Source organism: Bradyrhizobium zhanjiangense (genome assembly GCF_004114935.1).
In the GTDB taxonomy this organism is placed as follows: domain Bacteria; phylum Pseudomonadota; class Alphaproteobacteria; order Rhizobiales; family Xanthobacteraceae; genus Bradyrhizobium; species Bradyrhizobium zhanjiangense.
Map to the genome: position 1 here is coordinate 7,357,372 of NZ_CP022221.1, position 22,353 is coordinate 7,379,724.

General features: G+C 61.5%; 19 protein-coding genes and 2 pseudogenes. 11 read left to right on the plus strand and 10 right to left on the minus strand.

Annotation, left to right across the window (positions count from 1 at the left end; genetic code table 11):
• Nucleotide 1: 1 nt before the first annotated feature.
• From XH85_RS35350 to petA, 4 genes are all read right to left on the minus strand, one after another.
• Complete coding sequence (locus XH85_RS35350; protein ID WP_128935587.1) at nt 2-2,167, minus strand: anthranilate synthase component I; 2,166 nt, start codon at nt 2,165-2,167, stop codon at nt 2-4.
• A gap of 304 nt (nt 2,168-2,471) precedes the next feature.
• The gene (locus XH85_RS35355; protein ID WP_128935588.1) at nt 2,472-3,146 is read right to left on the minus strand and encodes a dienelactone hydrolase family protein; all 675 of its coding nucleotides are present in this window, start codon (nt 3,144-3,146) and stop codon (nt 2,472-2,474) included.
• 236 nt (nt 3,147-3,382) lie between these two features.
• Nucleotides 3,383-5,455 carry a cytochrome b/c1 gene (gene fbcH, locus XH85_RS35360; protein ID WP_128935589.1) on the minus strand — a complete coding sequence of 691 codons (2,073 nt, stop codon included), beginning with the start codon at nt 5,453-5,455 and terminating at the stop codon, nt 3,383-3,385.
• A 62-nt stretch (nt 5,456-5,517) separates the two neighbouring features.
• Entirely contained in the window at nt 5,518-6,048 is a 531-nt protein-coding gene (gene petA, locus XH85_RS35365; protein WP_011085272.1) for a ubiquinol-cytochrome c reductase iron-sulfur subunit, read from the minus strand.
• A 278-nt stretch (nt 6,049-6,326) separates the two neighbouring features.
• On the opposite strand from petA, the gene XH85_RS35370 reads away from it, so the two are divergent.
• The 9 genes from XH85_RS35370 to XH85_RS35410 all read left to right on the plus strand — a co-directional run bounded on the left by XH85_RS35370 (nt 6,327) and on the right by XH85_RS35410 (nt 15,657).
• Complete coding sequence (locus XH85_RS35370; protein WP_128935590.1) at nt 6,327-6,794, plus strand: tRNA (cytidine(34)-2'-O)-methyltransferase; 468 nt, start codon at nt 6,327-6,329, stop codon at nt 6,792-6,794.
• 10 nt (nt 6,795-6,804) lie between these two features.
• Nucleotides 6,805-7,437, plus strand: a complete 633-nt coding sequence (gene queE / locus XH85_RS35375; protein WP_128935591.1) for a 7-carboxy-7-deazaguanine synthase — start codon at nt 6,805-6,807, stop codon at nt 7,435-7,437.
• A 16-nt stretch (nt 7,438-7,453) separates the two neighbouring features.
• Nucleotides 7,454-7,819: a 6-pyruvoyl trahydropterin synthase family protein gene (locus XH85_RS35380; RefSeq protein WP_128935592.1), complete on the plus strand. Its 366-nt coding sequence runs from the start codon at nt 7,454-7,456 to the stop codon at nt 7,817-7,819.
• 127 nt (nt 7,820-7,946) lie between these two features.
• Nucleotides 7,947-8,834 (plus strand): oxygen-dependent coproporphyrinogen oxidase, encoded by an 888-nt coding sequence (gene hemF, locus XH85_RS35385; RefSeq protein ID WP_164939918.1) that lies wholly within the window; start codon nt 7,947-7,949, stop codon nt 8,832-8,834.
• Entirely contained in the window at nt 8,825-9,568 is a 744-nt protein-coding gene (locus tag XH85_RS35390) for an HAD family hydrolase (RefSeq protein WP_128935593.1), read from the plus strand. The genes hemF and XH85_RS35390 overlap by 10 nt, the downstream gene beginning before the upstream one ends.
• A 309-nt stretch (nt 9,569-9,877) precedes the next feature.
• Complete coding sequence (locus XH85_RS35395) at nt 9,878-10,096, plus strand: YodC family protein (protein WP_128935594.1); 219 nt, start codon at nt 9,878-9,880, stop codon at nt 10,094-10,096.
• Between the two features lie 653 nt (nt 10,097-10,749).
• Complete coding sequence (locus tag XH85_RS35400; RefSeq protein ID WP_128935595.1) at nt 10,750-11,151, plus strand: hypothetical protein; 402 nt, start codon at nt 10,750-10,752, stop codon at nt 11,149-11,151.
• A 118-nt stretch (nt 11,152-11,269) separates the two neighbouring features.
• Complete coding sequence (locus XH85_RS35405) at nt 11,270-12,172, plus strand: hypothetical protein (protein ID WP_128935596.1); 903 nt, start codon at nt 11,270-11,272, stop codon at nt 12,170-12,172.
• 119 nt (nt 12,173-12,291) lie between these two features.
• On the plus strand, nt 12,292-15,657 hold the full coding sequence (locus tag XH85_RS35410; RefSeq protein ID WP_128935597.1) for an adenylate/guanylate cyclase domain-containing protein: 3,366 nt from the start codon (nt 12,292-12,294) through the stop codon (nt 15,655-15,657).
• A 224-nt stretch (nt 15,658-15,881) separates the two neighbouring features.
• Here the strand turns inward: XH85_RS35410 and XH85_RS35415 are convergent, their stop codons facing one another.
• From XH85_RS35415 to XH85_RS35430, 4 genes are all read right to left on the minus strand, one after another.
• On the minus strand, nt 15,882-16,973 hold the full coding sequence (locus tag XH85_RS35415) for an ABC transporter ATP-binding protein (RefSeq protein WP_128935598.1): 1,092 nt from the start codon (nt 16,971-16,973) through the stop codon (nt 15,882-15,884).
• Between the two features lie 76 nt (nt 16,974-17,049).
• Nucleotides 17,050-17,871: a carbohydrate ABC transporter permease gene (locus XH85_RS35420; RefSeq protein ID WP_244551276.1), complete on the minus strand. Its 822-nt coding sequence runs from the start codon at nt 17,869-17,871 to the stop codon at nt 17,050-17,052.
• Between the two features lie 33 nt (nt 17,872-17,904).
• Nucleotides 17,905-18,840, minus strand: coding sequence for a carbohydrate ABC transporter permease (locus XH85_RS35425; protein ID WP_128935599.1), 936 nt, complete (start codon nt 18,838-18,840; stop codon nt 17,905-17,907).
• A 63-nt stretch (nt 18,841-18,903) separates the two neighbouring features.
• Complete coding sequence (locus XH85_RS35430) at nt 18,904-20,220, minus strand: ABC transporter substrate-binding protein (RefSeq protein ID WP_128935600.1); 1,317 nt, start codon at nt 20,218-20,220, stop codon at nt 18,904-18,906.
• 515 nt (nt 20,221-20,735) lie between these two features.
• On the opposite strand from XH85_RS35430, the pseudogene XH85_RS47045 reads away from it, so the two are divergent.
• Together XH85_RS47045 and XH85_RS35435 are read left to right on the plus strand one after the other, a co-directional pair.
• Nucleotides 20,736-21,152 (plus strand): annotated as a pseudogene (locus tag XH85_RS47045) (ABC transporter substrate-binding protein); the annotation flags it as partial.
• Between the two features lie 227 nt (nt 21,153-21,379).
• Nucleotides 21,380-21,586 (plus strand): annotated as a pseudogene (locus XH85_RS35435) (nucleotidyl cyclase domain-containing protein); the annotation flags it as partial.
• Here XH85_RS35435 and XH85_RS35440 read toward each other — a convergent pair.
• Nucleotides 21,582-22,004 (minus strand): hypothetical protein, encoded by a 423-nt coding sequence (locus tag XH85_RS35440; RefSeq protein WP_128935601.1) that lies wholly within the window; start codon nt 22,002-22,004, stop codon nt 21,582-21,584. The pseudogene XH85_RS35435 and the gene XH85_RS35440 sit on opposite strands and share 5 nt — an antisense overlap.
• A 6-nt stretch (nt 22,005-22,010) precedes the next feature.
• Nucleotides 22,011-22,232: a hypothetical protein gene (locus XH85_RS35445; protein WP_128935602.1), complete on the minus strand. Its 222-nt coding sequence runs from the start codon at nt 22,230-22,232 to the stop codon at nt 22,011-22,013.
• Nucleotides 22,233-22,353: the final 121 nt, after the last annotated feature.

The window sequence follows — 22,353 nt, forward strand, 5'->3', positions numbered from 1 at the left end:
CTCAATCAACGCGCGCATCCAGCCGGAACGCGTTTTCAACAATACGCAGCCCCACCTCGCCGCCAAGCGACATCAGCGATTCCGGGTGGAATTGCACGCCGGCGACGGGCAGGGTCTTGTGCTCGAGCGCCATGGCGACGCCGTCCTCGGTACTGGCGGTGACGTTCAGAACTTCGGGCATGCTGTCGCGCTCGACGAACAGCGAGTGATAGCGGCCGATGACGATCTCGTTCGGCAGATTGCGCATCAGGCGGCCGCCGCGCACCTGCACCCGCGAGGGCCGGCCGTGGGCGGGATGGGTGAGCTGGCCGAGTTCGCCGCCAAAATATTCGCCGATCGCCTGCACGCCGAGGCAGACGCCGAACACCGGCAGCCTCTTCTCCAGCGCCGCATCGATGGTCCTCTTGATCGCGAAATCCTCCGGCCTGCCGGGGCCGGGCGACAGCACCAGCAAATCCCACTTCTTCTGCTTGAGCATGTCGAGCGCATGCACATAGCGGACCACGGTGACGCTGGCACCGACCTGGCGGAAATAGTCGGCGAGCATATGGACAAAACTGTCGTCGTGATCGATCAGCAGCACCTGCTTGCCGCTTCCGGTGGCATCGGGCGCAAAGGTCGATAGCGGCTTTGGCGGATCGCCGCGCAGCGCCTGGAACAGGGCGGCGGCCTTGACCTGGCATTCGCGGTCTTCCGCGGCGGGATCTGAATCGAACAGGCAGGTCGCGCCGACACGCACTTCAGCCAAGCCATCCTTCATGCGGATGGTGCGGATGGTAAGACCAGTGTTGATGCTGCCGTCGAAATTCACCGCGCCGATCGCGCCGGCATACCAGCGCCGCGGCGAGCGCTCGTGATCCTCGACGAACTGCATCGCCCAGAGCTTTGGCGCGCCTGTTACCGTCACCGCCCAGGCGTGGGTGAGGAAGGCGTCGAGCGCGTCGAAGCCGGGGCGCAGCATGCCCTCGACGTGGTCGACGGTGTGGAACAGCTTCGAATAGGTCTCGATCTGCCGCCGCGCCAGCACCTTGATGGTGCCGGGCACGCAGACGCGCGCCTTGTCGTTGCGGTCGACGTCGGTGCACATGTTGAGCTCGAACTCGTCCTTCTCCGAGTTCAGGAGCTGGCGGATCTGCTCGGCATCGCCGATCGCATCGGTGCCGCGTGCGATCGTGCCTGATATCGGGCAGGTCTCGACGCGGCGGCCGTCCGAGCGCACGAACATCTCCGGCGAGGCCGAGACGAGAAACTCGCCCTCGCCGAGATTCATCAGCGCGCCGTAGGGCGAGGGGTTGATGACGCAGAGGCGCTGGAACACTTCGGCCGGCGAGCGGTCGCAGGGCTCGGCGAAGAGCTGGCCCGGGACCGCCTCGAACAGATCGCCACGCGCGAAGGCTGCGCGCGCCGTCTCGACGGTGGCCTGATATTCGCCGGGCGCGTGATCGGCAAAGCCCTGGCGCGGCGTCTTCAGATATGGGCTGTCGGCCGTCTCGCGCGGCAGGCCTTCGGTCGACTTGCCCTTCCAGGCGAAATCGTAAGTGAGCACCACGCCGCGGCCGGTAGCGCGGTCATAGGCCAGCAGGCGATCGGGCACGTAGAGCACGATGTCGCGCTGGTCGCTCTCTCGCGCCCGCTTCTGCACGAGATCTTCGATCTGGAAGACGAGGTCGTAGGCAAAAGCGCCGAACAGGCCGAGCAGCCCGTCGTCATTGGCGGAGAAGGCGGCGACGAGATCGCGCACCAGCGACATCACGCTGGCACGCCGGGTGCGCTGGTCCTCCTCGACCGGCGCATCGCCGCGGATGATGTGACCTGTAAGCCGCGTGGCTGTCTTCTCGGAGATCACCACGCAGGGCTCGCGCAGGACCTCAGTGAGAAAGGTGATCAGCACCTGCCCGCGTTGGTTCAGCGCTTCCAGCTTGAAATTGACGCCTGATGTCTCGAGCTTGAGCGGCGGGTCGGAGAAGCCGAGATCGAAGCTCTCATAGCGGCCGGGCACGGTCGTGCCCGAGGACAGCACCACGCCGCGGCGGCGGTCGAGCAGGCTAACGAGATCGTCGAGCCGGCTCGCGCCGCCGGTGAACTGCTCGGCCACGCGCGTGATCGCGAGACCTGCACGGGTCACATAGTCGCTTCTGGCCGGGAGGGCAAAGACTGTCCTGTTCATGTCGTCCTCTTACGAAACTTGCCGAGGGAACGCCACACAGGACAAACGATCAGGCCGCCGCACTGCGTTGGCGACCTCAGACGATTTGGGAAAGGAAAATCGCACGGCCACCTCGTTAGGAGGTGCGCCACCAGAGACGGGCTGGGCGGACGGCGGTGCTCATGGGGCGGATACTCACCATGGCGCGGGGGCGGCGTCAAGGGCGGCGCCAAGGGCTGTAGCCCGGATGGAGCGCAGCGTAATCCGGGGTCATGCCACGAGACAATCCCCGGATTACGCTTCGCTCCATCCGGGCTACGGGCTATCAGCCGAGATGCTTTCGGAAAAACTCCGTCGCCCTGCCCCAGGCGAGCTCGGCGGCCTCGCGGTCGTGCACGGCCTGGCGCTGCTCGTTGACGAAGGCGTGCTCGGCGTCATAGCGGAACAGCTCCAGCGACTTGCCGGCGGCCTTCATGGCCTTTTCGAAGCCATTGACCAACTCCGGCGTGCACCAATCGTCCTTGTTGGCGAAGTGAGCCTGGAGCGGGATCTTGACGTCGGCGGGCTTGGCCGCCTGCTCCGGCGGGATGCCGTAGAACACGACGCCGGCCGCGAGCTCCGGGATCTTGGTCGCGCCGATGATAGTGACGGCGCCGCCGAGGCAGAAGCCTGTTAGCCCGACCTTGGCGCCGTTGCGCGACAGATACTGCGTGGCGCCGCGCACGGTCTGCGTGGTGACGTCCATGAAGTCGAGCGAGTTCATCTCCTTGTTGGCGCTGTCCGTGTCGTGATAGGGCACCACCTTGCCCTTGTAGAGATCCGGCGCCAGCGCATCGAAGCCCGCGAGCGCAAAGCGATCGCACAGGCCCTTGATCTGGTCCGACAGGCCCCACCATTCCTGGATCACGACCACGCCCGGCGCGTTGCCGCGCCCGGCATTGGCGAGATAGCCCGAGGCGTCCTTGCCGTCCGGGCGCTTGAAGGTGATGGTGGTTCCCATGGTGTCCTCCGATGAGTTTTGGGGGAGCGGTTGTGGGTATTCTGGCGGGTGCAAGAGGATGAAGCAATCCACACTCACGTCATTCCGGGGCGCCCGCAGGGGCGAACCCGGAATCCGTCGGGCTACGGCGTTGGTGGAGGAATGGATTCCGGGCTCGATGCTGCGCATCGCCCCGGAATGACAGCCCAACAAAAAAGCCCCCTCGCGGGGGCTTCTTCATTCTCGTCTCGCGCCACTCAGTGCGAGCCGGCCCAGACCTTCTTCTTGGTGAAGTACATCAGGCCCGCGAAGATGATCAGGAACACGAACACCTGGAAACCGAGGCGCTTGCGCGCTTCCATGTGCGGCTCTGCGGTCCACATCAGGAACGTGGTGACGTCCTTGGCGTATTGCGCGACCGTGGTCGGCGAGCCGTCATCGTAGGTCACCTGGCCGTCGCTGAGCGGCTTCGGCATCTTGATGGCGTGACCCGGGAAGTACTTGTTGTAATAGGAGCCTTCCGGGATGGTGACGCCCTCGGGCACCTTCTCTTCAAAGCCCTGAAGCACGGCCGCGACGTAATCCGGACCCTGCTCCTGGTACTGGGTGAAGAAGTCGAAGATGAACCAGGGGAAGCCGCGCTTATACGAGCGCGCCTTGGTGATCAGGGACAGGTCCGGCGGTGCCGCACCGCCGTTCGCCGCACGCGCGGCCTGCTCGTTCGGGAATGGCGAGGGGAAATAATCCGCCGGCCGGCCCGGACGCTCGAACATGTCGCCGGCATCGTTCGGGCCGTCCTTGACCTTGTACTCGGAGGCAAACGCCGTCGCCTGCGCCACCGAATAGCCGGGGCCGCCGGCTTCCGCGAGGTTGCGGAAGGCGATGTAGGACAGGCCGTGGCAGCTGGCGCAGACTTCCTTGTAGACCTTCAGGCCACGCTGGAGCGCGCCGCGGTCGAACTTACCGAAAGGGCCCGAGAACGACCATTTGTTGGCCGGCGGCTGGTCGCTGCCTTCGGACGCTTTCGCGCTGTCGATCGAGCCCGCGAACAACGAACCGGCGAGCGCCAGCACAATCGCGGTCGACACCATCGGCGTCGATCTGCTCCCGGTTTTGGCCAGCACCGCATCCGAGATCGAGTTCGGAACCGGTCGCGGCTTCTCGATGCGCGCGAGCAGCGGCAGCACGATCAGGAAGTAGGCGAAGTAGCAGACCGTCAGCACCCGGCCGGCAATCACGTAGATGCCTTCCGGCGGCTGCGCGCCGAGATAGCCGAGCAGGATGCAGACCACGACGAAGATCCAGAAGAACTGCTTGGCCAGCGGACGGTACTTCGACGACCTCGTCCTGGCGCTGTCGAGCCAGGGCAGGAAGGCAAGGATGATGATCGCCCCGAACATCGCGATGACGCCCGCGAGCTTGTTCGGGATCGAGCGCAGGATCGCGTAGAACGGCAGGTAATACCATTCCGGCACGATGTGCGGCGGCGTCACGCCCGGATTCGCCGGGATGTAGTTGTCGGCGTCGCCGAGATAGTTCGGCATATAGAAGATGAACCAGGCGTAGAGCAGCATGAAGCAGGCGACGCCGAACATGTCCTTGATGGTCGCGTGCGGCGTGAACGGCACCGTGTCCTTTTCCGTCTTCGGCTCGACGCCATCAGGATTGTTCTGACCGGCGACGTGCAGCGCCCAGACGTGGAGGACGACAACGCCCGCGATCAGGAACGGCAGCAGATAGTGCAGCGAGAAGAAGCGGTTCAGCGTCGGGTTACCGACCGAATAGCCGCCCCACAACAGTGTCACGATGCTCTCGCCGACATAGGGAATGGCGGAGAACAGATTGGTGATGACCGTGGCGCCCCAGAAGCTCATCTGGCCCCAGGGCAGCACGTAGCCCATGAAGCCCGTCGCCATCATCAGCAGGTAGATGATGACGCCGAGGATCCACAGCACCTCGCGCGGCTCCTTGTACGACCCGTAATAGAGGCCGCGGAACATATGGACGTAGACGGCGACGAAGAACATCGAGGCGCCAACCGCGTGCATGTTGCGCAGCAGCCAGCCGTAGTTCACGTCACGAACGATCAGCTCGACCGACTTGAAGGCGAGATCGGCTTGCGGCGTGTAGTGCATCGCCAGGATCACGCCGGTCAGGATCTGCATCGCCAGCATGAAGGAGAGGATGGCGCCGAAGGTCCACCAATAGTTCAGGTTGCGCGGGGTGGGATAGGCGACGAAGGAGGAGTGGATGAGACCAAAGATCGGCAGACGCCGCTCGATCCATTGCAGGGCCGGATTGCTCGGCTGGTAGTCGGATGGTCCGCTCATGATGCGATCCTGAGGAAATAATACGACGAGACGGCGCGTCGCTTCGGACGATAGTCCGAAGCTCAGCCGATCTGGATTTTCGTGTCGGAAACGAACTGGTACGGCGGCACTGGCAGGTTCGCGGGCGCGGGCCCCTGGCGTATGCGGCCGGACGAATCGTACTGCGACCCATGGCAGGGGCAGAAGAACCCGTCGTAATTGCCCTCATGAGCGATCGGGATGCAGCCGAGATGGGTGCAAATGCCGATCACGACCAGCCACTGCTCGTGGCCGGACTTGACCCGGGCTTCGTCGGACTGCGGATCGGGCAGGCTCGCCACGTTGACGGCGCGCGCTTCGTCGATTTGCTTCTTGGTGCGGTGGCTGATGTAGATCGGCTTGCCGCGCCAGAACACCTTGATGTCCTGACCCTCGGCGATCGGGCTAAGATCGACCTCGATCGGCGCACCGGCGGCGATGGTCGAGGCATCCGGATTCATTTGCGAGATGAAGGGCCAGAGCGCGGCCGCGCCCCCTACTGCAGCGGCTGCCCCCGTTGCAACGAATAAGAAATCACGGCGTGTCGGATGGTCCGCCGAAGACGCTGTCGTCACGATTCCAACCCTTTCTTCTTATGCGACCGGTCGAACCGCTCCGGGGGGCGCCCATGAGGTCCCCAGAAGGCTGCCGGCGCCCGCGGCCCCCCGCGGCGGCAGAACTTTGCTTGCTCACGCCCAAAACGGGGAAAACAGCAGTCCAGAATCGTTCTATTGGCACCCTTGCCGGGCGAGCGCAAGCCCGCTATCGGCGCGGGAGCGTGCAATGCACGAATTCCCGGGGATGCGATGTTTTATTGAGACATTTTGCCCCCGCAACCAACCCGCCACAGCCCATGCAGATAGCGCTTTTCCAACCCGACATTCCCCAGAACACCGGCACGATTCTCAGGCTCTGCGCCTGTCTGGGCATGGCCGCTCACATCATCGAACCGGCAGGGTTCCCCGTCTCGGACCGCTCGTTCCGCCGGGCGGGAATGGACTACCTCGACCAGGTCAGCATCACCCGGCACGACTCCTGGGCGAGATTCGAGGACTGGCGTGCGGCACAAGGCGACCGCCTGTTGCTGTTCACCACCAAAGGTGCCACCGACTACCGCGATTTCCGTTACCAGACGTCGGACATCCTGCTATTCGGACGCGAGAGCGCCGGCGTCACGGATGCGGTGCTCGAGGCCGCGGATGCGCGGCTGGTGATACCGATCAGGGCCGGCCTGCGGTCGCTCAATGTGGCCATGACCGCGGCGATGGCCGCCGGCGAGGCGCTGCGCCAGATCCGGAACCCCGAAGGCCCAAAGGATTGAGGAGAGAGAGTTGAGTTACGCGGTCAAGGAAATCTTCCTGACCCTGCAAGGCGAAGGCGCCCATGCCGGGCGCGCGTCGGTGTTTTGCCGTTTTGCCGGCTGCAACCTCTGGAGCGGCCGCGAGGCGGACCGCAGCGAGGCGACCTGCAAGTTCTGCGACACGGATTTCGTCGGCACCGACGGCACGCTCGGCGGCCGCTACGCCTCGGCCGCGGAACTCGCCGACACCATCGCCGCGCAATGGGCCGCATCCACTGCCAACCGCTACGTGGTGCTCACCGGCGGCGAGCCACTGCTCCAGGTCGATACCGCCTTGATCGACGCCCTGCACGCCCGCGGCTTCGAGATCGGCGTCGAGACCAACGGCACGATTGCCGCCCCGGCGGGGCTCGACTGGATCTGTGTCAGCCCCAAGGGCGGCAGCGAACTCGTGCTACGCCGCGGCCACGAGCTGAAGCTGGTCTATCCGCAGGCGCTCGCCGCGCCCGAGACCTACGAAGGCCTCGCCTTCGAGCGTTTCTCGCTGCAGCCGATGGACGGACCCGAGGTCGCCCAAAACACCGCGCGTGCGATCGACTATTGCCTGCGCCATCCGCAATGGCGGTTGAGCGTGCAGACACATAAATCGCTCGGCATCAGATAGGATTGTTGACGGACAGATGTGGGAATTGACGAAATCGTTCCGCTTCGAGGCGGCGCACTCTTTGTCGGGCACGACGTTCGGTGCGGCGAGCGAAGAGATCCACGGCCACTCCTTCCGCGCCGAGGTAACGGTTCGCGGCACGCCGGATCCCAACACTGGCATGGTCGTCGACCTCGGGCTCCTTCAGCGCGCCATCGAGGACGTGCGCCTGATGCTGGACCACAAATACCTCAACAAGATCGAGGCGCTGGGCACCCCGACGCTGGAAAACCTCTCGCGCTTCGTCTGGGACAGGCTGGCGCATATCGGCAAGCTCACCCGCGTCAGCATCCACCGCGACAGTTGCAACGAGAGCTGCACCTATTACGGTCCGCAAGAGTGAGATTCGTAGGGTCGGCAAAGCGCAAGCGTGCCCACCGTTCGGAATCGCGGTGAAGATGGTGGGCACGGCGCAAGGGCGCCTTTGCCCTCCTACGGCACACTCCGCTTGGTTGACGACGGGAATGCAGATGGACGCCTCAACAATCGAAGACCGCAAGGGCCGCGCCCGCGCCTGGTTCGAAGCCTTGCGCGACGACATCTGCGCGAGCTTCGAGCGGCTGGAGGACGACGCGCCGCAAGGCCTCTATCCGGGCGAAGCCGGCCGCTTCAAGCGCACGCCGTGGCAGCGCACCGATCATACCGGCGCGGCCGGGGGTGGCGGCGTGATGTCGACGATGCATGGTCGCCTGTTCGAGAAGGTTGGCGTGCACTGCTCGACCGTTCACGGTGAATTCGCCCCTGAATTTCGTGCCCAAATTCCCGGTGCCGCGGAGGATCCAAAATTCTGGGCCTCCGGCATCTCGCTGATCGCGCATCTGCGCAATCCGCATGTGCCCGCGGTGCATATGAACACACGCTTCGTCGTCACCACAAAAGCCTGGTTCGGCGGCGGCGCCGACCTTACGCCGGTGCTGGAGCGGCGGCGGACGCAGGATGATGCCGACAGCATCGCCTTCCACGCCGCGATGAAGGAGGCCTGCGCGCAGCCGAGCGGTGTCGCCGACTACGACAAGTACAGGAAGTGGTGTGACGAATATTTCTATCTGCCGCACCGCAAAGAGGCGCGCGGCATCGGCGGCATCTTCTACGACTGGCATGACAGCGGCGACTGGGACGCAGACCTTGCCTTCACCCAGGATGTCGGCCGCGCCTTCCTGATGATCTATCCTGAGATCGTGCGGCGCAATTTCGCGACAAGCTGGACCGCTGAAGACCGCGAAGAGCAATTGATCCGGCGCGGGCGCTATGTCGAGTTCAACCTGCTCTACGACCGCGGCACGATCTTCGGGCTCAAGACCGGCGGCAATGTGGATTCGATCCTGTCGTCGCTGCCGCCGGAAGTGAAATGGCCATGAGCCTCGCCATGCCGCCGCTCCCTCGCGCCATGCTGATCGACATGGACGACACCATTCTGTCGGCCTATGGCCGGCCCGAGATCGCGTGGAATACGATCACGGCCGAGTTCGCCGAAGAACTCGCGCCGCTGCCGCCACAGCTGGTCGCAACCGCGGTGCTGGCGTTCGCGCGAAACTTCTGGGCCAACGCGGAAGCCGCATGGCGGCTGAAGCTCGCCGAAGCCCGCCACCTCACGGTCAAGGGCGGCTTTGCCGCGCTTGCGGCCGCCGGCCACCGCGCCCTGCCCGACGATCTCGCCATCCGCCTTGCCGACCGTTTCACCGCCTATCGCGAGGAGGAGATGTTCGTCTTCCCCGGCGCGCATGAGGCAATCGACCAGCTGAAGGCGCTCGGCATCAAGCTCGCTCTGGTGACCAACGGCGCCGCCGACACTCAGCGCGCCAAGGTCGAGCGCTTCGAGCTCGCGCACCGCTTCCATCACATCCAGATCGAGGGCGAGCACGGCTTCGGCAAGCCCGAGGAGCGCGCCTATCTGCACGCGATGGAGGCGCTCGGCGTCAGCGCGAAAGACACCTGGATGATCGGCGACAATCTGGAATGGGAAGTCGTGACGCCGCAGCGCCTCGGCATCTATTCGATCTGGATCGACGTGCATGGCGACGGCCTGCCCGAAGGCTCGATCGTCAAGCCCGACCGCATCATCCGCTCGCTGACCGAGCTGCTGCCGGGATAAACTAAGCGCGCGACAACAAATTATCGAAAAACAACCCCATGCACAGTAGGGCGTTGCTGCAAATTCAAGGGCTTACGGCAACGCAAGCTCGATTTTCGATTTTACGAAATTCTTTTTGACACGTCGGGCAAAACAGGGGCATGATGGCATCGTCGCGGGCCTTGCGATGAAGGCCCCCTTTGCCAGCGGCCCCGGCACCTGAGCGTTCCGTGCATGGGAGTGCGCGGTCTCATCCACCGCCCCCGTTTTCCGGATGTCATGACAAATTGCTAGCTTCGCGTTCGGTCGATCAACGCGAAAGGACAATCCATGGAAGTGAAAGCCGGTGATGTCGTGATGCTGAAATCCGGCGGCCAGCCGCTGACGGTCGCGGAAGTGAAGGAGAACGACGTGCTCTGCCTCTGGATGGGCATGGAAGGCGATTTGTTCCGCGAGACGCTGCCGCTGGCCACGCTCGCGCGCGTGGAAGAGGACGAGAGCGACGAAGACGACGAGGATGAAGACGAGGACGAAGACGACGAGGAGTAGGCAGACCGAAGACCACAGCGCCTGGTCAGATCGGAGTGCTCGGCTCCGGCGCGCCCGATGTCCGCTTCACTGCCACTAGCGCGCAATAGCGGACATCGCTGAATGTCGCAGAAGGGCCAAATCCGGACTCATGCAGGCAGCAAATTGGCCTGAGCCTATCCGACTTTGTCGTCGCTGGATTCACACCGTGATCAAGGCGCTGGATAATTTTTGAGGCCATGCGCTGCCCTCCTCTTCGAAATCTAAAGAATGATGACCTGTGCTGCCGCCAGTACATCGCGCGTCTCGAAGCCCTAGACCAGTTTTTTTCGGCCAACCTCTGAGTGGGGGCAAGATTGGAGATGCCGGGGCCTACGCATTCCCGATTTTCAAGCAACAAAGCGTGCCGCAATCGGCAGACATTTAAATTGCAACGCCGGGTAGAGGCGCGCGCTGGATATTTAAATTTCGTATCCAATTTGTTTGGAGTTGGCCAATCCGAATACCGTCACCGGTGTCCCCAGAGCGGCACGATGGATTTATGATCATGCGGCCGTGATCGCTATTCTAACTTGCCATCCTGAGGTTATACAATTAAAATGCAAAAAATATAATGCATTTAAATGGTGCGGGACGGCGAGATCCCGAGCCCGCTTAATTAGGGAAGGCTGATCATGGCCATTAAAAAGAATGTCGTTTTGAGAGGCGCGGCGGCTCCGACAGAGGTGACGGTTCCAACCTTCTCCTTCAGCCCCAACGATTCGCTCGCGCAGTTGATCGTCGACGCGTGGGTCGAAGACGATTTCCGAAATTCGCTGCTGGAACGTGAGGCGGACAACACTACCGTGACGGCCGCCGCCGCGAACCGAGCCAAAGTCGCGCTCGCGGCGCGAGGTATCTATCTGAACCGCGCGGTCATCATCACGGAAGAAGAGCACGATGGTCACTACATCATGCAAGACCCCGATGAAGTCGTCTTTGTGCTGCCGAACAGAGGCCGCGTGACCCCTCGACCCGGCCAGTCTCTTCTGGAAACGGCTCGCTTGCTGATGTCTTGTACGCCCAACGGAATCTAGCGCTGTTACCGTTCGGTTCGAGGGGAGGCGCGATCCGTCTCCAGTTTGAAGCGCGTGTCCGAAGTGGCAACGGCAGACAGACGGTCCGTGCTGAGCACTGCAGGTTGGGAGGTTTCTAATGGAGCAGTTGAGGACGGAGTGGGTCAACGTCACGGGTGATATTTCGATCATTGCTCGCGACTCCGGACAGGTCTGGTTCCACACCACGGGTGGGACGAAAGGGAACGTAGATCCATTCGCGACGCCGATGACGGGCGTGGGTACGGCGGGCAGCGCGATCGGGCTGCTCGACGGCGCGATCAATCTCGGATTTGCCGCGATTGAAGAACGCCTCGCACGTCCGGACCAGACGCTCGCGGGCTATGTTGTGGCCCTGGTCGGCGCCTATCACACGTCTGTCGATACGCCTCGAAATCTGCGGCGCGCGGCCAGCCGCTTCGAGGAACTGGGCAGGCCCGAGGTCGCGGCCTACCTTGAAGAACGGGCGCGCGAGGAGTCTGGTCACGATCGCCTCGCGCTCAAGGACCTGCGTGCGCTCGGTTTGCCGGCCGAGCGACTCGTCACCAATTTCATCCCGCACGGGATCAAGCCGCTCTGCAAGCGCTTCGATGACCTTTGCTCGCAGGACTACCCGATCGGCTGCATAGGGTACTCCTACTGCCTGGAGCGCATCGCCGCGCTCAAGCAGAAGGCCGACGTCGAGAAGGTCCAGGCGCTGTGTCCGGATGGCGTCGACGCGACCCGCTTTCTCAGAAGCCATAGCTCTCTCGGAAGTGAGGCCACGCACGTCAAAGACACCATCGACTTCGTCGCGTCTCTTCCTGCGAGTGACCGTATCGCAGTCGTTCAGGAGACGTATGAATCGGCACTGATCATGGCGGAAGGCTATAATCACGAACTCCATAAATCCGAAGCCGAGATGGTCGACGAGCTTCGACAGGCGATCGGAGAAGCGCTCCCATACTGTCTCAGTTCAGGGCCTTCAAAAGACGAGGATTGCAGCGCTCGTCCCGCGGCTTGAGCGGAACAGCGCGACGTCATCGCGGTTTGCTGGGCCTGAGCGCAAGCACGCACTGTTCCGGCGTCCCCGTCGTGAGGTAGTATAAGGGGTCCTACAGCGGTAAGAGGAGGGCCTCTTCGATGACGAGGACAAACACCGACTTAGCCGAGTGGCTGGTCAGACACGGTCTAGGCCAGTACGCCCAAGCCTTCGCGGAAAACAACATCGAATATTCCCTGCTTCCGGATTTGACGGAAAACGATCTCAAGCAAATTGGAGTTTCTTCCTTAGGTCACCGCAAGAAGCTGCTTAGGGCGATTGAAGCATTGACCGCTTCGCGCCAGCCCGGCGGCGAGACGCTTGCGGGTTCAAGAGTCGCTGTGGCGCCGCCCTCCATTGCGCAGCATCGCGAACCTGAGTTCCGTCAGATTACCGTACTGTTCAGCGACCTTGTGGCTTCTACACAGCTCTCCGAGAAGCTGGACCCTGAGGATCTCCAAAAACTTATCGACGCGTACCGGGAGGAATGCAGCACCGCGATCGGGCGGTATGGCGGCGAGGTGGCCCGGTATTTCGGCGATGGCGTCATGGCATTTTTCGGCTGGCCCTCCGCTCATGAGGATGACGCCATTCGTGCCGTTCACGCCGCACTGGAGATCGCCTCCGGGGTCGCGAAGATTTCAGGTCCGGTTACTCTGTCTTGTCGAGTGGGTGTTTGCTCTGGACCGGTTGTTGTCGGTGACATTGGAGATAGCGGCCGCTGGTCGATGGACGCGGTGGGAGAGACACCAAACATTGCGGCGCGCCTGCAGGCCCTTGCCGCTCCAGATACGGTACTCATCTCAGAGACGACGAGGCGTCTCATATCGGCCGCTTTTGATTTTCAGGACCTCGGCATCCACGAACTCAAGGGTGTGACTCACCCCCTTCATTTGTATCGCGTGCTGGCGGCGAAAAGCACGGTTAGCCGCTTCGAGGCTGCGCATACGGGCTCTCTTACTCCGCTCATTGGACGCTCAAGCGAACTGAGCCTGCTGCTCGACAGGTGGCAGAAAGTCAAGGAGCGTGATGGCCAGGTCATACTCCTTTCGGGTATTCCGGGAGTCGGGAAGTCGAGGCTGCTCCACGAGTTGAAATCGCATATTCAGCAGGAACCGCATATTCTGCTGCATCATCAATGCTCGCCCTACCACAATCAGAGCGCGTTCTTCCCCGTCATCGAGCAGATCCAACATTCGGCCCAAATAACACCGCGCGAGCCCGATGCAGACAAGCTCGCCAAGCTCAGGGCTTACCTTCCCGATAATTCCGCCGAGCCGGTCCTGCTGGTCGCCAGGCTGTTATCCATCCCAGTGCATGATCACCTCCAATTGTCTCGCCTGACCCCGCAGCAAATAAAGAACAGAACCATAAGTACGCTTGTCGATATGCTGTTGGCGTTCTCCGTCCAAGGGCCCACGCTCTGCATCTTTGAGGATGCACACTGGCTGGATCCGTCGACGGTTGAGTTGCTTGACCTGATTATCAGCCGGATCGACCACGCCCGCGTGCTGCTTATCGTGTCGTGCCGACCGGAGTTCCGCCCTGCATGGATCACTCATGCGAATATCACCGTGCACTCGCTGACTCGATTATCGCATACGGAAGTGAAGGCGATGATTGGAGGTCTGTTGAGGGGCGGGAGGATGCCTCAGCCGCTGCTGGACCAAATTATCGAAAAGGCCGATGGCGTCCCGCTATACATCGAGGAACTGACAAACAGTATGTTGAGCGCACCTGTACTCGGTCGAAGTGGGTCCGAGCGGACGGCACAAGCAGCATTGCTCAGGGTTCCGGACACGCTGAGTGATGCATTGATGGAGCGGCTCGACCGCGTTGCGCCGAGTCGCAAACTTGCAATGATTGCGGCGGTGATCGGGCGCGAGTTCTCCTATGATCTGTTGTCGGCCGTATCGCAACTCGACGAAGATAATATCCTGTCAGCACTCTCGCTGCTCGAACAGGCTGACATCATATATCGAGTCGACATTTCGCCTTCCCTCCGCTTCGCGTTCAAACACGTATTGCTGCGTGATGCGATCTACGATTCTTTGCTCAGGAGCAAAAGACAGCAGATCCACGCCGAGATCGCCATGGTCCTGGAGCATGACTTTCCGGAGCTTGCGGAAAATCAGACCGAAGTCGTGGCGTATCATCATCAGGAAGCAGGCAATCACAATTCGGCTATCCGTTATTGGTTCAAGTCCGGGCAGCGCGCGCTCGCGCACTCCGCCAACATCGAAGCGATTGCCAATTTTCGAAGTGCGCTTCAGCTTCTGAAAACAATGCCCGAAACGCCCGAGCGGACCAAACAAGAGGTCGAGGTTCAGCTGGCGCTGGGAATACCGCTTATCGCCGTCAAAGGGTATGCCTCCACGGAAACCCGCGAAGCGTTTTCCAGAGCTAGCGCCTTATGCCTGCGTCTCGGCGACATCCCTGAATATTTCCAAGCCCTGTTTGGGTTGTGGGGACACTCATGGATGGGTGGAAGGAACGATGAGGCGCTCAGCATGGCCGATGAGTTTCTGCTGCGGTCACGAGACTTGTCTAGCCCCGTGCTGGCGATGGTGGCTCATAGAGTGATGGGCAGCACGTTGTTGACAATCGGGGACTTCCAATCCTCAGCGAACCATTTCGAAGAGACGATCAGGCTTTCGATCAGCGAAGGAAGACAGCCCCTTTATCACCTTTACATGGTGGAGCCTCAAGCGGCTTCACTGCTGCTTCAGTCCTGGGACTTGTGGTTCCTCGGCTATCCCGATCGATCCCTTTCGCGCGTGTCGGAAGCGTTGGCCCTGGCTCAGGATCTTGCTCACCCGTACACAGTGGCGTTCGCTCATTACATGACCTCTGTCGTGCACCTTCTGCGCGGGGACGCCGCTCGCGCTCTCGAGAGCGCCCAGAACAGCTTCGAAATGTCACAAGAACAGCGGTTTTCGCTGTACGTAATTCTATCGCGAATTTCGCGAGGCCGGGCCATCGGCGAGATTGGCCGAATTGAGGAGGCCCGATCCGAGATCGCACTGGGAATCGACGAGGCGCGGCGCAACGGTGTCGGTTTCATGCTGCCGATGATGAATAGCTGGCTGGCGGAAATTGACGCCAAGGCCGGCGAGAATGAACGCGCACTATCGTTGGTCGAAAGGCTCCTGGCCGGCATAGGTGATGTGACGGGCAGGGCATGGGAGTCGGAATTACACCGGCAAAAAGCCCAAATTCTCCTATCGCTCGACCCATCGAAAGTCGGCGAAGCCGAGTCTCATCTTAGGAAATCCATTGAGGTGGCGCGTGGTCAAGGCGCCAAGTCCTTGGAGTTGCGCGCCGCCACAAGCCTCGCAGAACTCTGGCGGAGCCAAGGAAGGATTGATGAGGCGCGCACGCTGCTAGAACCGATCTGCGATTGGTTTGACGAAGGAGCCGAAACGGCTGACCTCAAGCGTGCGCGCGATCAATGCGCACTGCATTAATCCTGCCTCTCGCAGAAGTGACAGCCAATCGGACCCTTTTCCGTCGACCCGCCATGAGCGGACATGATGGCGCTGGTCCGCCAGGTTAGCTCAGAGCCGCCCTCCGGCGGCCAGCCGCTGACGGTTGCGGAGGTGAAGAGAATGACGTGCTCTGCCCCTGGATGGGCATGGAAGGCGATTTGTTCCGAATTCCCCTCACCACCGGAATTGGCCAACTGCCGGCGTTAGATGGCCGCCTCGGTCTGCGCGTCGAAAACGTGAAGCCTGGAAGGCCGCATGGCAACGCGCAGCTTATCGCCCACCCTCACCCTTGCGGTCGGCTCGATGCTCGCCACCATGATGCTCTCGCCGACCTTCATATCGAGCAGGATTTCCGAGCCGAGTTGCTCGACCACCTCAATCACAGCATCGAAGCATGGGTGGCCGAGATCAACGCTACCCGCCACGGTGAGGTCCTCCGGCCGCACGCCGAGCATGACCTCGCGTCCGATATGGCCGCGCAGCCGCTGCGCGGTCTCGTCCGGTAGCTTGATGCGCAGGCCGGAGTTCTCGGCGATCAGCGATCCGTTCGCCTCGGTCACCGTAACGGCGGCGAAATTCATGGCCGGGGAGCCGATGAAGCCGGCGACAAACTTGTTGGCGGGCTGATTGTACAACTCTAGCGGCTCCCCCACCTGCTGCACCACGCCGTCTTTCATGACCACGACCCGGTCACCCAGCGTCATGGCTTCGACTTGATCATGAGTAACGTAAATGGCTGTAGTGCCGAGTCGCAGATGCAACTTCTTCAGCTCAACGCGCATCTGCACCCGCAGCTTGGCATCGAGGTTCGACAGCGGCTCGTCGAACAGGAACACGCGAGGGTGGCGCACGATAGCACGGCCTAACGCCACGCGCTGGCGCTGGCCGCCTGAGAGCTGGCGTGGCCTGCGCTTTAGCAATTCGCCGATGCCGAGGATGTCAGCCGCCTCCAGCACGCGCTTGTCTATCTCGGACTTTTCGAATTTGCGCATCTTCAGGCCGAACGCCATGTTGTCGTACACGCTCATGTGCGGGTACAGCGCGTAGTTCTGGAACACCATGGCGATGTCGCGGTCCATGGGCGCCAATTCATTGACCACGTTGCCGTCGATGGAAATATCGCCGGAACTGATCGCTTCAAGCCCGGCGATCATCCTGAGCGTCGTCGTCTTGCCACAGCCGGAGGGGCCGACGAACACCACGAACTCTTTATCGCGGATCTGCAGATTGACGTCTTTGACAGCGTGCACGCTGTCAAAGAACTTGTTGATCCCCTTGAGGACGACCTGGCCCATTCACTTTCACCTGCCTCCCAACGACCTACGCGCAATCTGGATTCGCGCCTTCGAATCCCTATGATCCGTCGTGCTGTCAGCCCTTCACCGATCCGGTCAATCCTGCGACGTAGTGCTCGACGAAAAACGAATAGGCGATAGCAACCGGTATCGATCCAAGCAGGGCCCCAGCCATCAGCGGTCCCCAGTAGAATACATCGCCACGGATCAGCTCCGATGTGACGCCGACCGGCACAGTCTTCTGCTCAGGCGAGGACAGGAAGACAAGCGCATAGATGAACTCGTTCCACGACAGCGTGAAAGCGAAAATGCCGGCCGAGAGGATGCCCGGGATCGCCACCGGGATGACGATGTAGAGCATAGCCTGCCAGCGCGAGGCGCCATCAATGCGCGCGCATTCCTCGAGCTCCTTGGGTACCGCCTTGAAGTAGCCCATCATGAGCCAGGTGCAGAACGGAATAAGAAAGGTCGGATAGGTCAGAATCAGTGACCAAGGCGTGTCACCCAGCCGATAGTTGCGTATGATCTCTGCCAGCGGAATGAACAGCAGCGTTTGCGGTACCAGATAAGTAATGAAGATGCCGGTGCCCAGGCTGCCGGCAAATGGAAAGTTCAGCCGCGACAGAGCATAGCCGGCGAACACGCCGCACACGAGCGAGATAGCGGTTGACGCGAGCGCGATGAACGTCGTGTTCCACAGCCACGATGCGAACAGCGTTTCCTCGAACAAGTACCTGACATGGTCCCAGGTCGGTTTCCAAGTCCAGAACGGATTGTAGTTGATCGAATTCCAAGGCCGGTAAAGCTCGCCGTCCGGCCGCACCGAAGTGATCACCATCCAGTAGAACGGGAACAGCAGGAAAAGCAGGAACAGCGCCATGGGGACGTAGAAGAACATCCACTTTCGCCACCTTGCGCCTTCGATCATGGCTCAGCGGACCTCCACGCGGCGGATGTAGAGAAGTTGGATAATGACGACCAGAAACAGGACCGGAAACATTGCGAGCGATATTGCGGCGCCCTCGCTTAAGAGGCCGGTGCCGATACCAATCTGATAGGCGTAGGTGGCAAACAGGTGCGTTGCGTTGGCTGGTCCGCCGCCCGTCATCACATAGACGATCTGGAAGTCGGCGAACGTCTGAATCACTGAGAACAGCACCACGACCATGGTCACGGGCAGCAGCAGTGGCCAGGTGATGTGCCAGAACCGCTGCCACGGCTTGGCGCCGTCGATGGCGGCGGCCTCGTTGAGTTCGGGACTGATAGTCTGCAAGCCTGCGAGCAGGCTGATGGCAAAGAACGGCACCCCGCGCCAGATGTTGACGACGATAATCGAGATCATGGCGAGGTCCGGATCGCCCAGCCAATTGATCCGACCGGTGATCAAGCCGAAATGGTAGAGGAGCCAATTGAGAACGCTGAACGTCGGGTCGAACATCCACTTCCAGGCGAAAGTCGAGAGCACGGTCGGGATAATGAAAGGCAGCAGGATGAAAGCACGGGTAAAGGCCTTGCCGCGGAAATTACGGTTGAGCAGCATGGCCAGCCACAGCCCGAGCGCCAGCTTGAAGACGGTGGTCACGCCCGTATAGAGGAAGGTGTTGTAAACGGAGGTGCGAAAGATTCCGTCATTGAAGATCTTGTAGAAGTTTGCGAGGCCGACGAAGTCGCCGGGCATACCGACGCGCGAGTTAGTGACCGACAGCAATATCCCTCGAATGAAGGGATAGGCAATGAACATGCCGAGCAGCGCGATGGTCGGCACCAGCAGCACGAATGCCAACCAGCGCTCGTCCTCGAGCAACCGCTGTCGCCGCGGAGGGGGCGCCTCGCGGAGCGTGGTGGCGGAAACCGCGCTTATCGCCATGTCGATCCTCGTCGGCCGGAAGATTCCCTTCCCCCACGAAAATGGGAGAGGGACGGCTTAACCTCAGACGTAGACCTTCTTGAGCTCAGCCTCTGCCCACTTCACGGCATCCTCGGCGGGCATGCCTTGGACGGCCTTTGCGTACATATCAATGATGATGTACTTGGTAACGACCTCGGCTGCCTTGCGCGTAGAGGGGCCTTGGTAGCCAGCGAAGCGCCCTGTGCGCGCCGCTTGCTTGTAGGGCAGCATGATCGGGTCGTCGCCCCACAGCTTGTGCTTTTCCCAATCCGTGGTCGGGCCGACCGAGAAGCCCTTCTGGGAGACGAACCACTTGTCGTAGACGTCCTTGGAGTGAATCCAGCCAAGGAATTTCTTCGCCGCATCCTGGTTCTTCGAATAACCCATCAGGAGGTTCGAGAACGGGACGTGATAGCTGAACTGCCCGCCGGGGCCCTTGGGCAGCGCGGCGTGCAGGATGTCGTCCTTCAATTGCCCGCCTGCCTCCGTCTTGTAGGTATCCGGCTTACGCAGAGCCTCGATGTAGATCGAGGCGCCATTGAGCGTGGCGCTGCACGTCCCGGACAGAAAAGCGCGGTTGTTGTTGGAATCGTCCCAGGCGAGCCCGCCTTCATCGTGGGCGTCCTTCCAGAAGGCCACCATGAACTTTACCGACTCGACTGTCGCTGGGCTATTCAGCACAACGGTCTTGCCGTCTGCTTCGACCTCTTTGCCGCCCCAGGACCACAGATAGGGGTAAGCGAAGGCGGGCGCATCGCCGAACGTGTGACCCAGCGTTTGGCCGATCGGCCGTCCCTTTGCCTTCAGCTTCTTGCCGGCCTCGCGATACTCTTCCCAAGTCTGGGGAAATTTTCCATCCGTGTAGCCGATCTCGGCAAACCAGGACTTTCGGTATGCGATCTGCAGGCCGACGATGCACCACGGCACTGCGATCCATTTTTTTCCGTCATTGGCGACCGCGCGGGATGTTTCGTAGAAGCCGCCCTGGCTCTTGCCGAGTGCCTCAGCGAGGTCGCTGACATCCGCGACGCTCTCGCCGTAAAGTTGCCCCCAATTGTTGAGGACACAGACGACGTCCGGGCCTGACCCCGACTGGATAGCCGAGGTGACGCGGGCCTGGATATCGTTGGCGTTGATGGTCTCGATATTGAGCTTTATGCCGAGCGCCTTCTCGCCCTCCTTGGCGATCTCGTTGCGCAGAAGCTGATCTGACGCCGGAACGAAGTCGGTCCAGCGCAGCCAGTGCACCGTGGTGGCTTGCGCATAGGCGGGCGCCCTGCCGGTCGCCAAGATACCGGCCATGCCGCCCACAACCGCGGCACCGCCCTTGAGGACGTTACGTCGGGTTACCGTCGTCATGCATCCCTCCCTCTGTGTGTCTGAGCTGATGCCCTTCGGCCGGTCTTACGCCGGCTTGGACTCCCTTTCAGCCTATCGCGCCTCCGTGGCTCAACGCATGCCCACGCCGTCGCCTGCGCAATACGTTGGCTCGATGATCTTTTGTAGGTGTTCCACTTGCAGCGCCGTGGTGGCGAGTTCGCCGCGAAACATGGTGAATTATTCGCAGAGCAGCGGCGCGACCACGTCGTTCCCAATCGTAGCGGCGATACGCCCGGCGGCCCGGATCGTGTCGGCGCTGCAGCATGAACCGCACCGTCATAACGGTCCCTCCCGCGCAGCGACGGTATTGCCGTGGCCAAGCGGGTTTTCCCCGTCTTATATGAAGTTCAGTACCGGAAGCTGGCGTGACGTCATTGTCGCCCGTCGCAGCAGGAAATCAAGTGCTAGCTTGACGCGCCGGCCATGGTCTCACTTCGGCTCTCTATGCGGGTTCGCGGCCAACGAGTCTCCTTTGGGGCAATCGCGCCAGGTCGCCGGCGGGTCGAAAGGGCTGCTTCGCACCTTTCATTCCTTTCTTCTGGAGATCTGGTCCTTCACCAAGAGCAAGCCGACGGCAAAGAGCCTGCTGGCGCACCTGTCGCAGCCGAAGGCAATCGAAAGGATGGTGGCCGCGAGCGGAGGACACGACCTTCGGGCCTTCGACAACCTGACGACGCTCAAGACCTGGGCCGACCAAGGACCGCCGAAGGGCACACTCTACCACTACCCGAATCCCTACGACCAACCAGATCCTATCGATTGCCGCGCAGCCAACACCGCTCAAGATCGCAGTGCAGATCTATTCCTGGGGCCTCATGACCCAGATGACAGTCCGCCACATGCAGGGCGAGCCGCTAGAGAAGACGCTCGCCTGGGCTGAGGGCGAGGTTGAAGGCTACTTGCGCATGTGAGGTCGCGGGTCACGTCGTTGTCCAACGAGCAGACGTTCGATTGGGGCGGGTTCTCGGCATGTCCGGTCTGGCCTCAACTGCTGACATGCCGAGCGCGACCGTGATCTTCGTCTTAGCGGCCCTTCGGCGACATCAGCAGCACGTCTTCGAAATGTTTGTTCACCCAACCGAAGCAGGCATCGGTCAGTGCGGCTGACATTTCAAGACAACAACTGGAATGGTCCCGCGGCCACGTCGTCAAAAATACTGGCGACGGGTTCTTGGCGGAGTTTCCGAGCGCGGTTGAAGCAGTGCGGGCTGCGGTGCAATTCCAGACCCGTATTCATGAACTTTCAGTCGGAGACGCTGAAGACAGGCGCCTTGCTTTCCGCGTCGGCGTCAATATCGGCGACGTAATCGTCGAGCCGCACGACATCTTTGGCGATGGCGTCAACCGAGAGGTCGGGCTTGTCTGAACTGGAAAGTGCTCGGCGTGAACCTCCTGGCCACGGCGCGCGCCTTGCCCTCGCATGTTTCCAACGCAATCTTCTGGGCAAGCATGACATCTCCGATCGGCAGCGCGCCGATCGGCATGAAGCACAGCCCCTCCCGCACGCGGCCTCTTTCGTCAATCTCGCACACGTTCACCGACGTCCCGGCGTGGATCCGGTACCGCTTCCCACTTTCGCTTCCGACAACCTCGAAGTAGCCCCTCCTTGCGAACTGCTCCCACTGCGCGGGCGATAGCCAACGCCGCAAGAGCAGCAGCGACCGCCCCTCGGGTGTGCGCTCGGCGCCGTGCCTGATGAAGAGCATTCGCGCCGCTCTCGTGCGGGAGCGGACGCCCGACGCGGACGGCCGAAAGCCGAACATGAGCGGCTAGCCGCCGATCAATCTGGGGAAAAAGAGGGTTTCATCCGCACTGGGGTCGAACGATCGGATCTGCGAGATCTGACCGGGACCCGTCCGGACCGCGGCGGTGAAGCCGGCATTCGTCAGTTCATAGAACCGCTGCTCCGCCTTCGCCACTTCCTGCAGGTCGCGGGGGTTGAAAGGGTGATGGCTGTCGCCGGTGCGGTCCATCACGATCTGAATCGCCATGATCGTCCTCCTCGGATTGATAATGGCCCAAGGGATCCTATCCAGTATCCGACTAACGTGGCGAACTTTCAAGACAAGACCACTTCAATCCGAAGAGCGATCTGCTGCTGACCGCAGAGGA

Excerpts from the sequence above, each read along its gene's own strand:
- XH85_RS35355 (WP_128935588.1), bottom strand. The coding sequence starts at position 3,146 with ATGGGAACCACCATCACCTTCAAGCGCCCGGACGGCAAGGACGCCTCG.
- XH85_RS35430 (WP_128935600.1), bottom strand. The coding sequence starts at position 20,220 with ATGACGACGGTAACCCGACGTAACGTCCTCAAGGGCGGTGCCGCGGTT.
- XH85_RS35415 (WP_128935598.1), bottom strand. The coding sequence starts at position 16,973 with ATGGGCCAGGTCGTCCTCAAGGGGATCAACAAGTTCTTTGACAGCGTG.
- XH85_RS35445 (WP_128935602.1), bottom strand. The coding sequence starts at position 22,232 with ATGGCGATTCAGATCGTGATGGACCGCACCGGCGACAGCCATCACCCT.
- hemF (WP_164939918.1), top strand. The coding sequence starts at position 7,947 with ATGGACGCCTCAACAATCGAAGACCGCAAGGGCCGCGCCCGCGCCTGG.
- XH85_RS35390 (WP_128935593.1), top strand. The coding sequence starts at position 8,825 with ATGGCCATGAGCCTCGCCATGCCGCCGCTCCCTCGCGCCATGCTGATC.
- XH85_RS35420 (WP_244551276.1), bottom strand. The coding sequence starts at position 17,871 with ATGTTCTTCTACGTCCCCATGGCGCTGTTCCTGCTTTTCCTGCTGTTC.
- XH85_RS35425 (WP_128935599.1), bottom strand. The coding sequence starts at position 18,840 with ATGGCGATAAGCGCGGTTTCCGCCACCACGCTCCGCGAGGCGCCCCCT.
- XH85_RS35370 (WP_128935590.1), top strand. The coding sequence starts at position 6,327 with ATGCAGATAGCGCTTTTCCAACCCGACATTCCCCAGAACACCGGCACG.
- XH85_RS35410 (WP_128935597.1), top strand. The coding sequence starts at position 12,292 with ATGACGAGGACAAACACCGACTTAGCCGAGTGGCTGGTCAGACACGGT.
- fbcH (WP_128935589.1), bottom strand. The coding sequence starts at position 5,455 with ATGAGCGGACCATCCGACTACCAGCCGAGCAATCCGGCCCTGCAATGG.
- XH85_RS35400 (WP_128935595.1), top strand. The coding sequence starts at position 10,750 with ATGGCCATTAAAAAGAATGTCGTTTTGAGAGGCGCGGCGGCTCCGACA.
- XH85_RS35380 (WP_128935592.1), top strand. The coding sequence starts at position 7,454 with ATGTGGGAATTGACGAAATCGTTCCGCTTCGAGGCGGCGCACTCTTTG.
- XH85_RS35350 (WP_128935587.1), bottom strand. The coding sequence starts at position 2,167 with ATGAACAGGACAGTCTTTGCCCTCCCGGCCAGAAGCGACTATGTGACC.
- XH85_RS35395 (WP_128935594.1), top strand. The coding sequence starts at position 9,878 with ATGGAAGTGAAAGCCGGTGATGTCGTGATGCTGAAATCCGGCGGCCAG.
- XH85_RS35440 (WP_128935601.1), bottom strand. The coding sequence starts at position 22,004 with ATGTTCGGCTTTCGGCCGTCCGCGTCGGGCGTCCGCTCCCGCACGAGA.
- XH85_RS35405 (WP_128935596.1), top strand. The coding sequence starts at position 11,270 with ATGGAGCAGTTGAGGACGGAGTGGGTCAACGTCACGGGTGATATTTCG.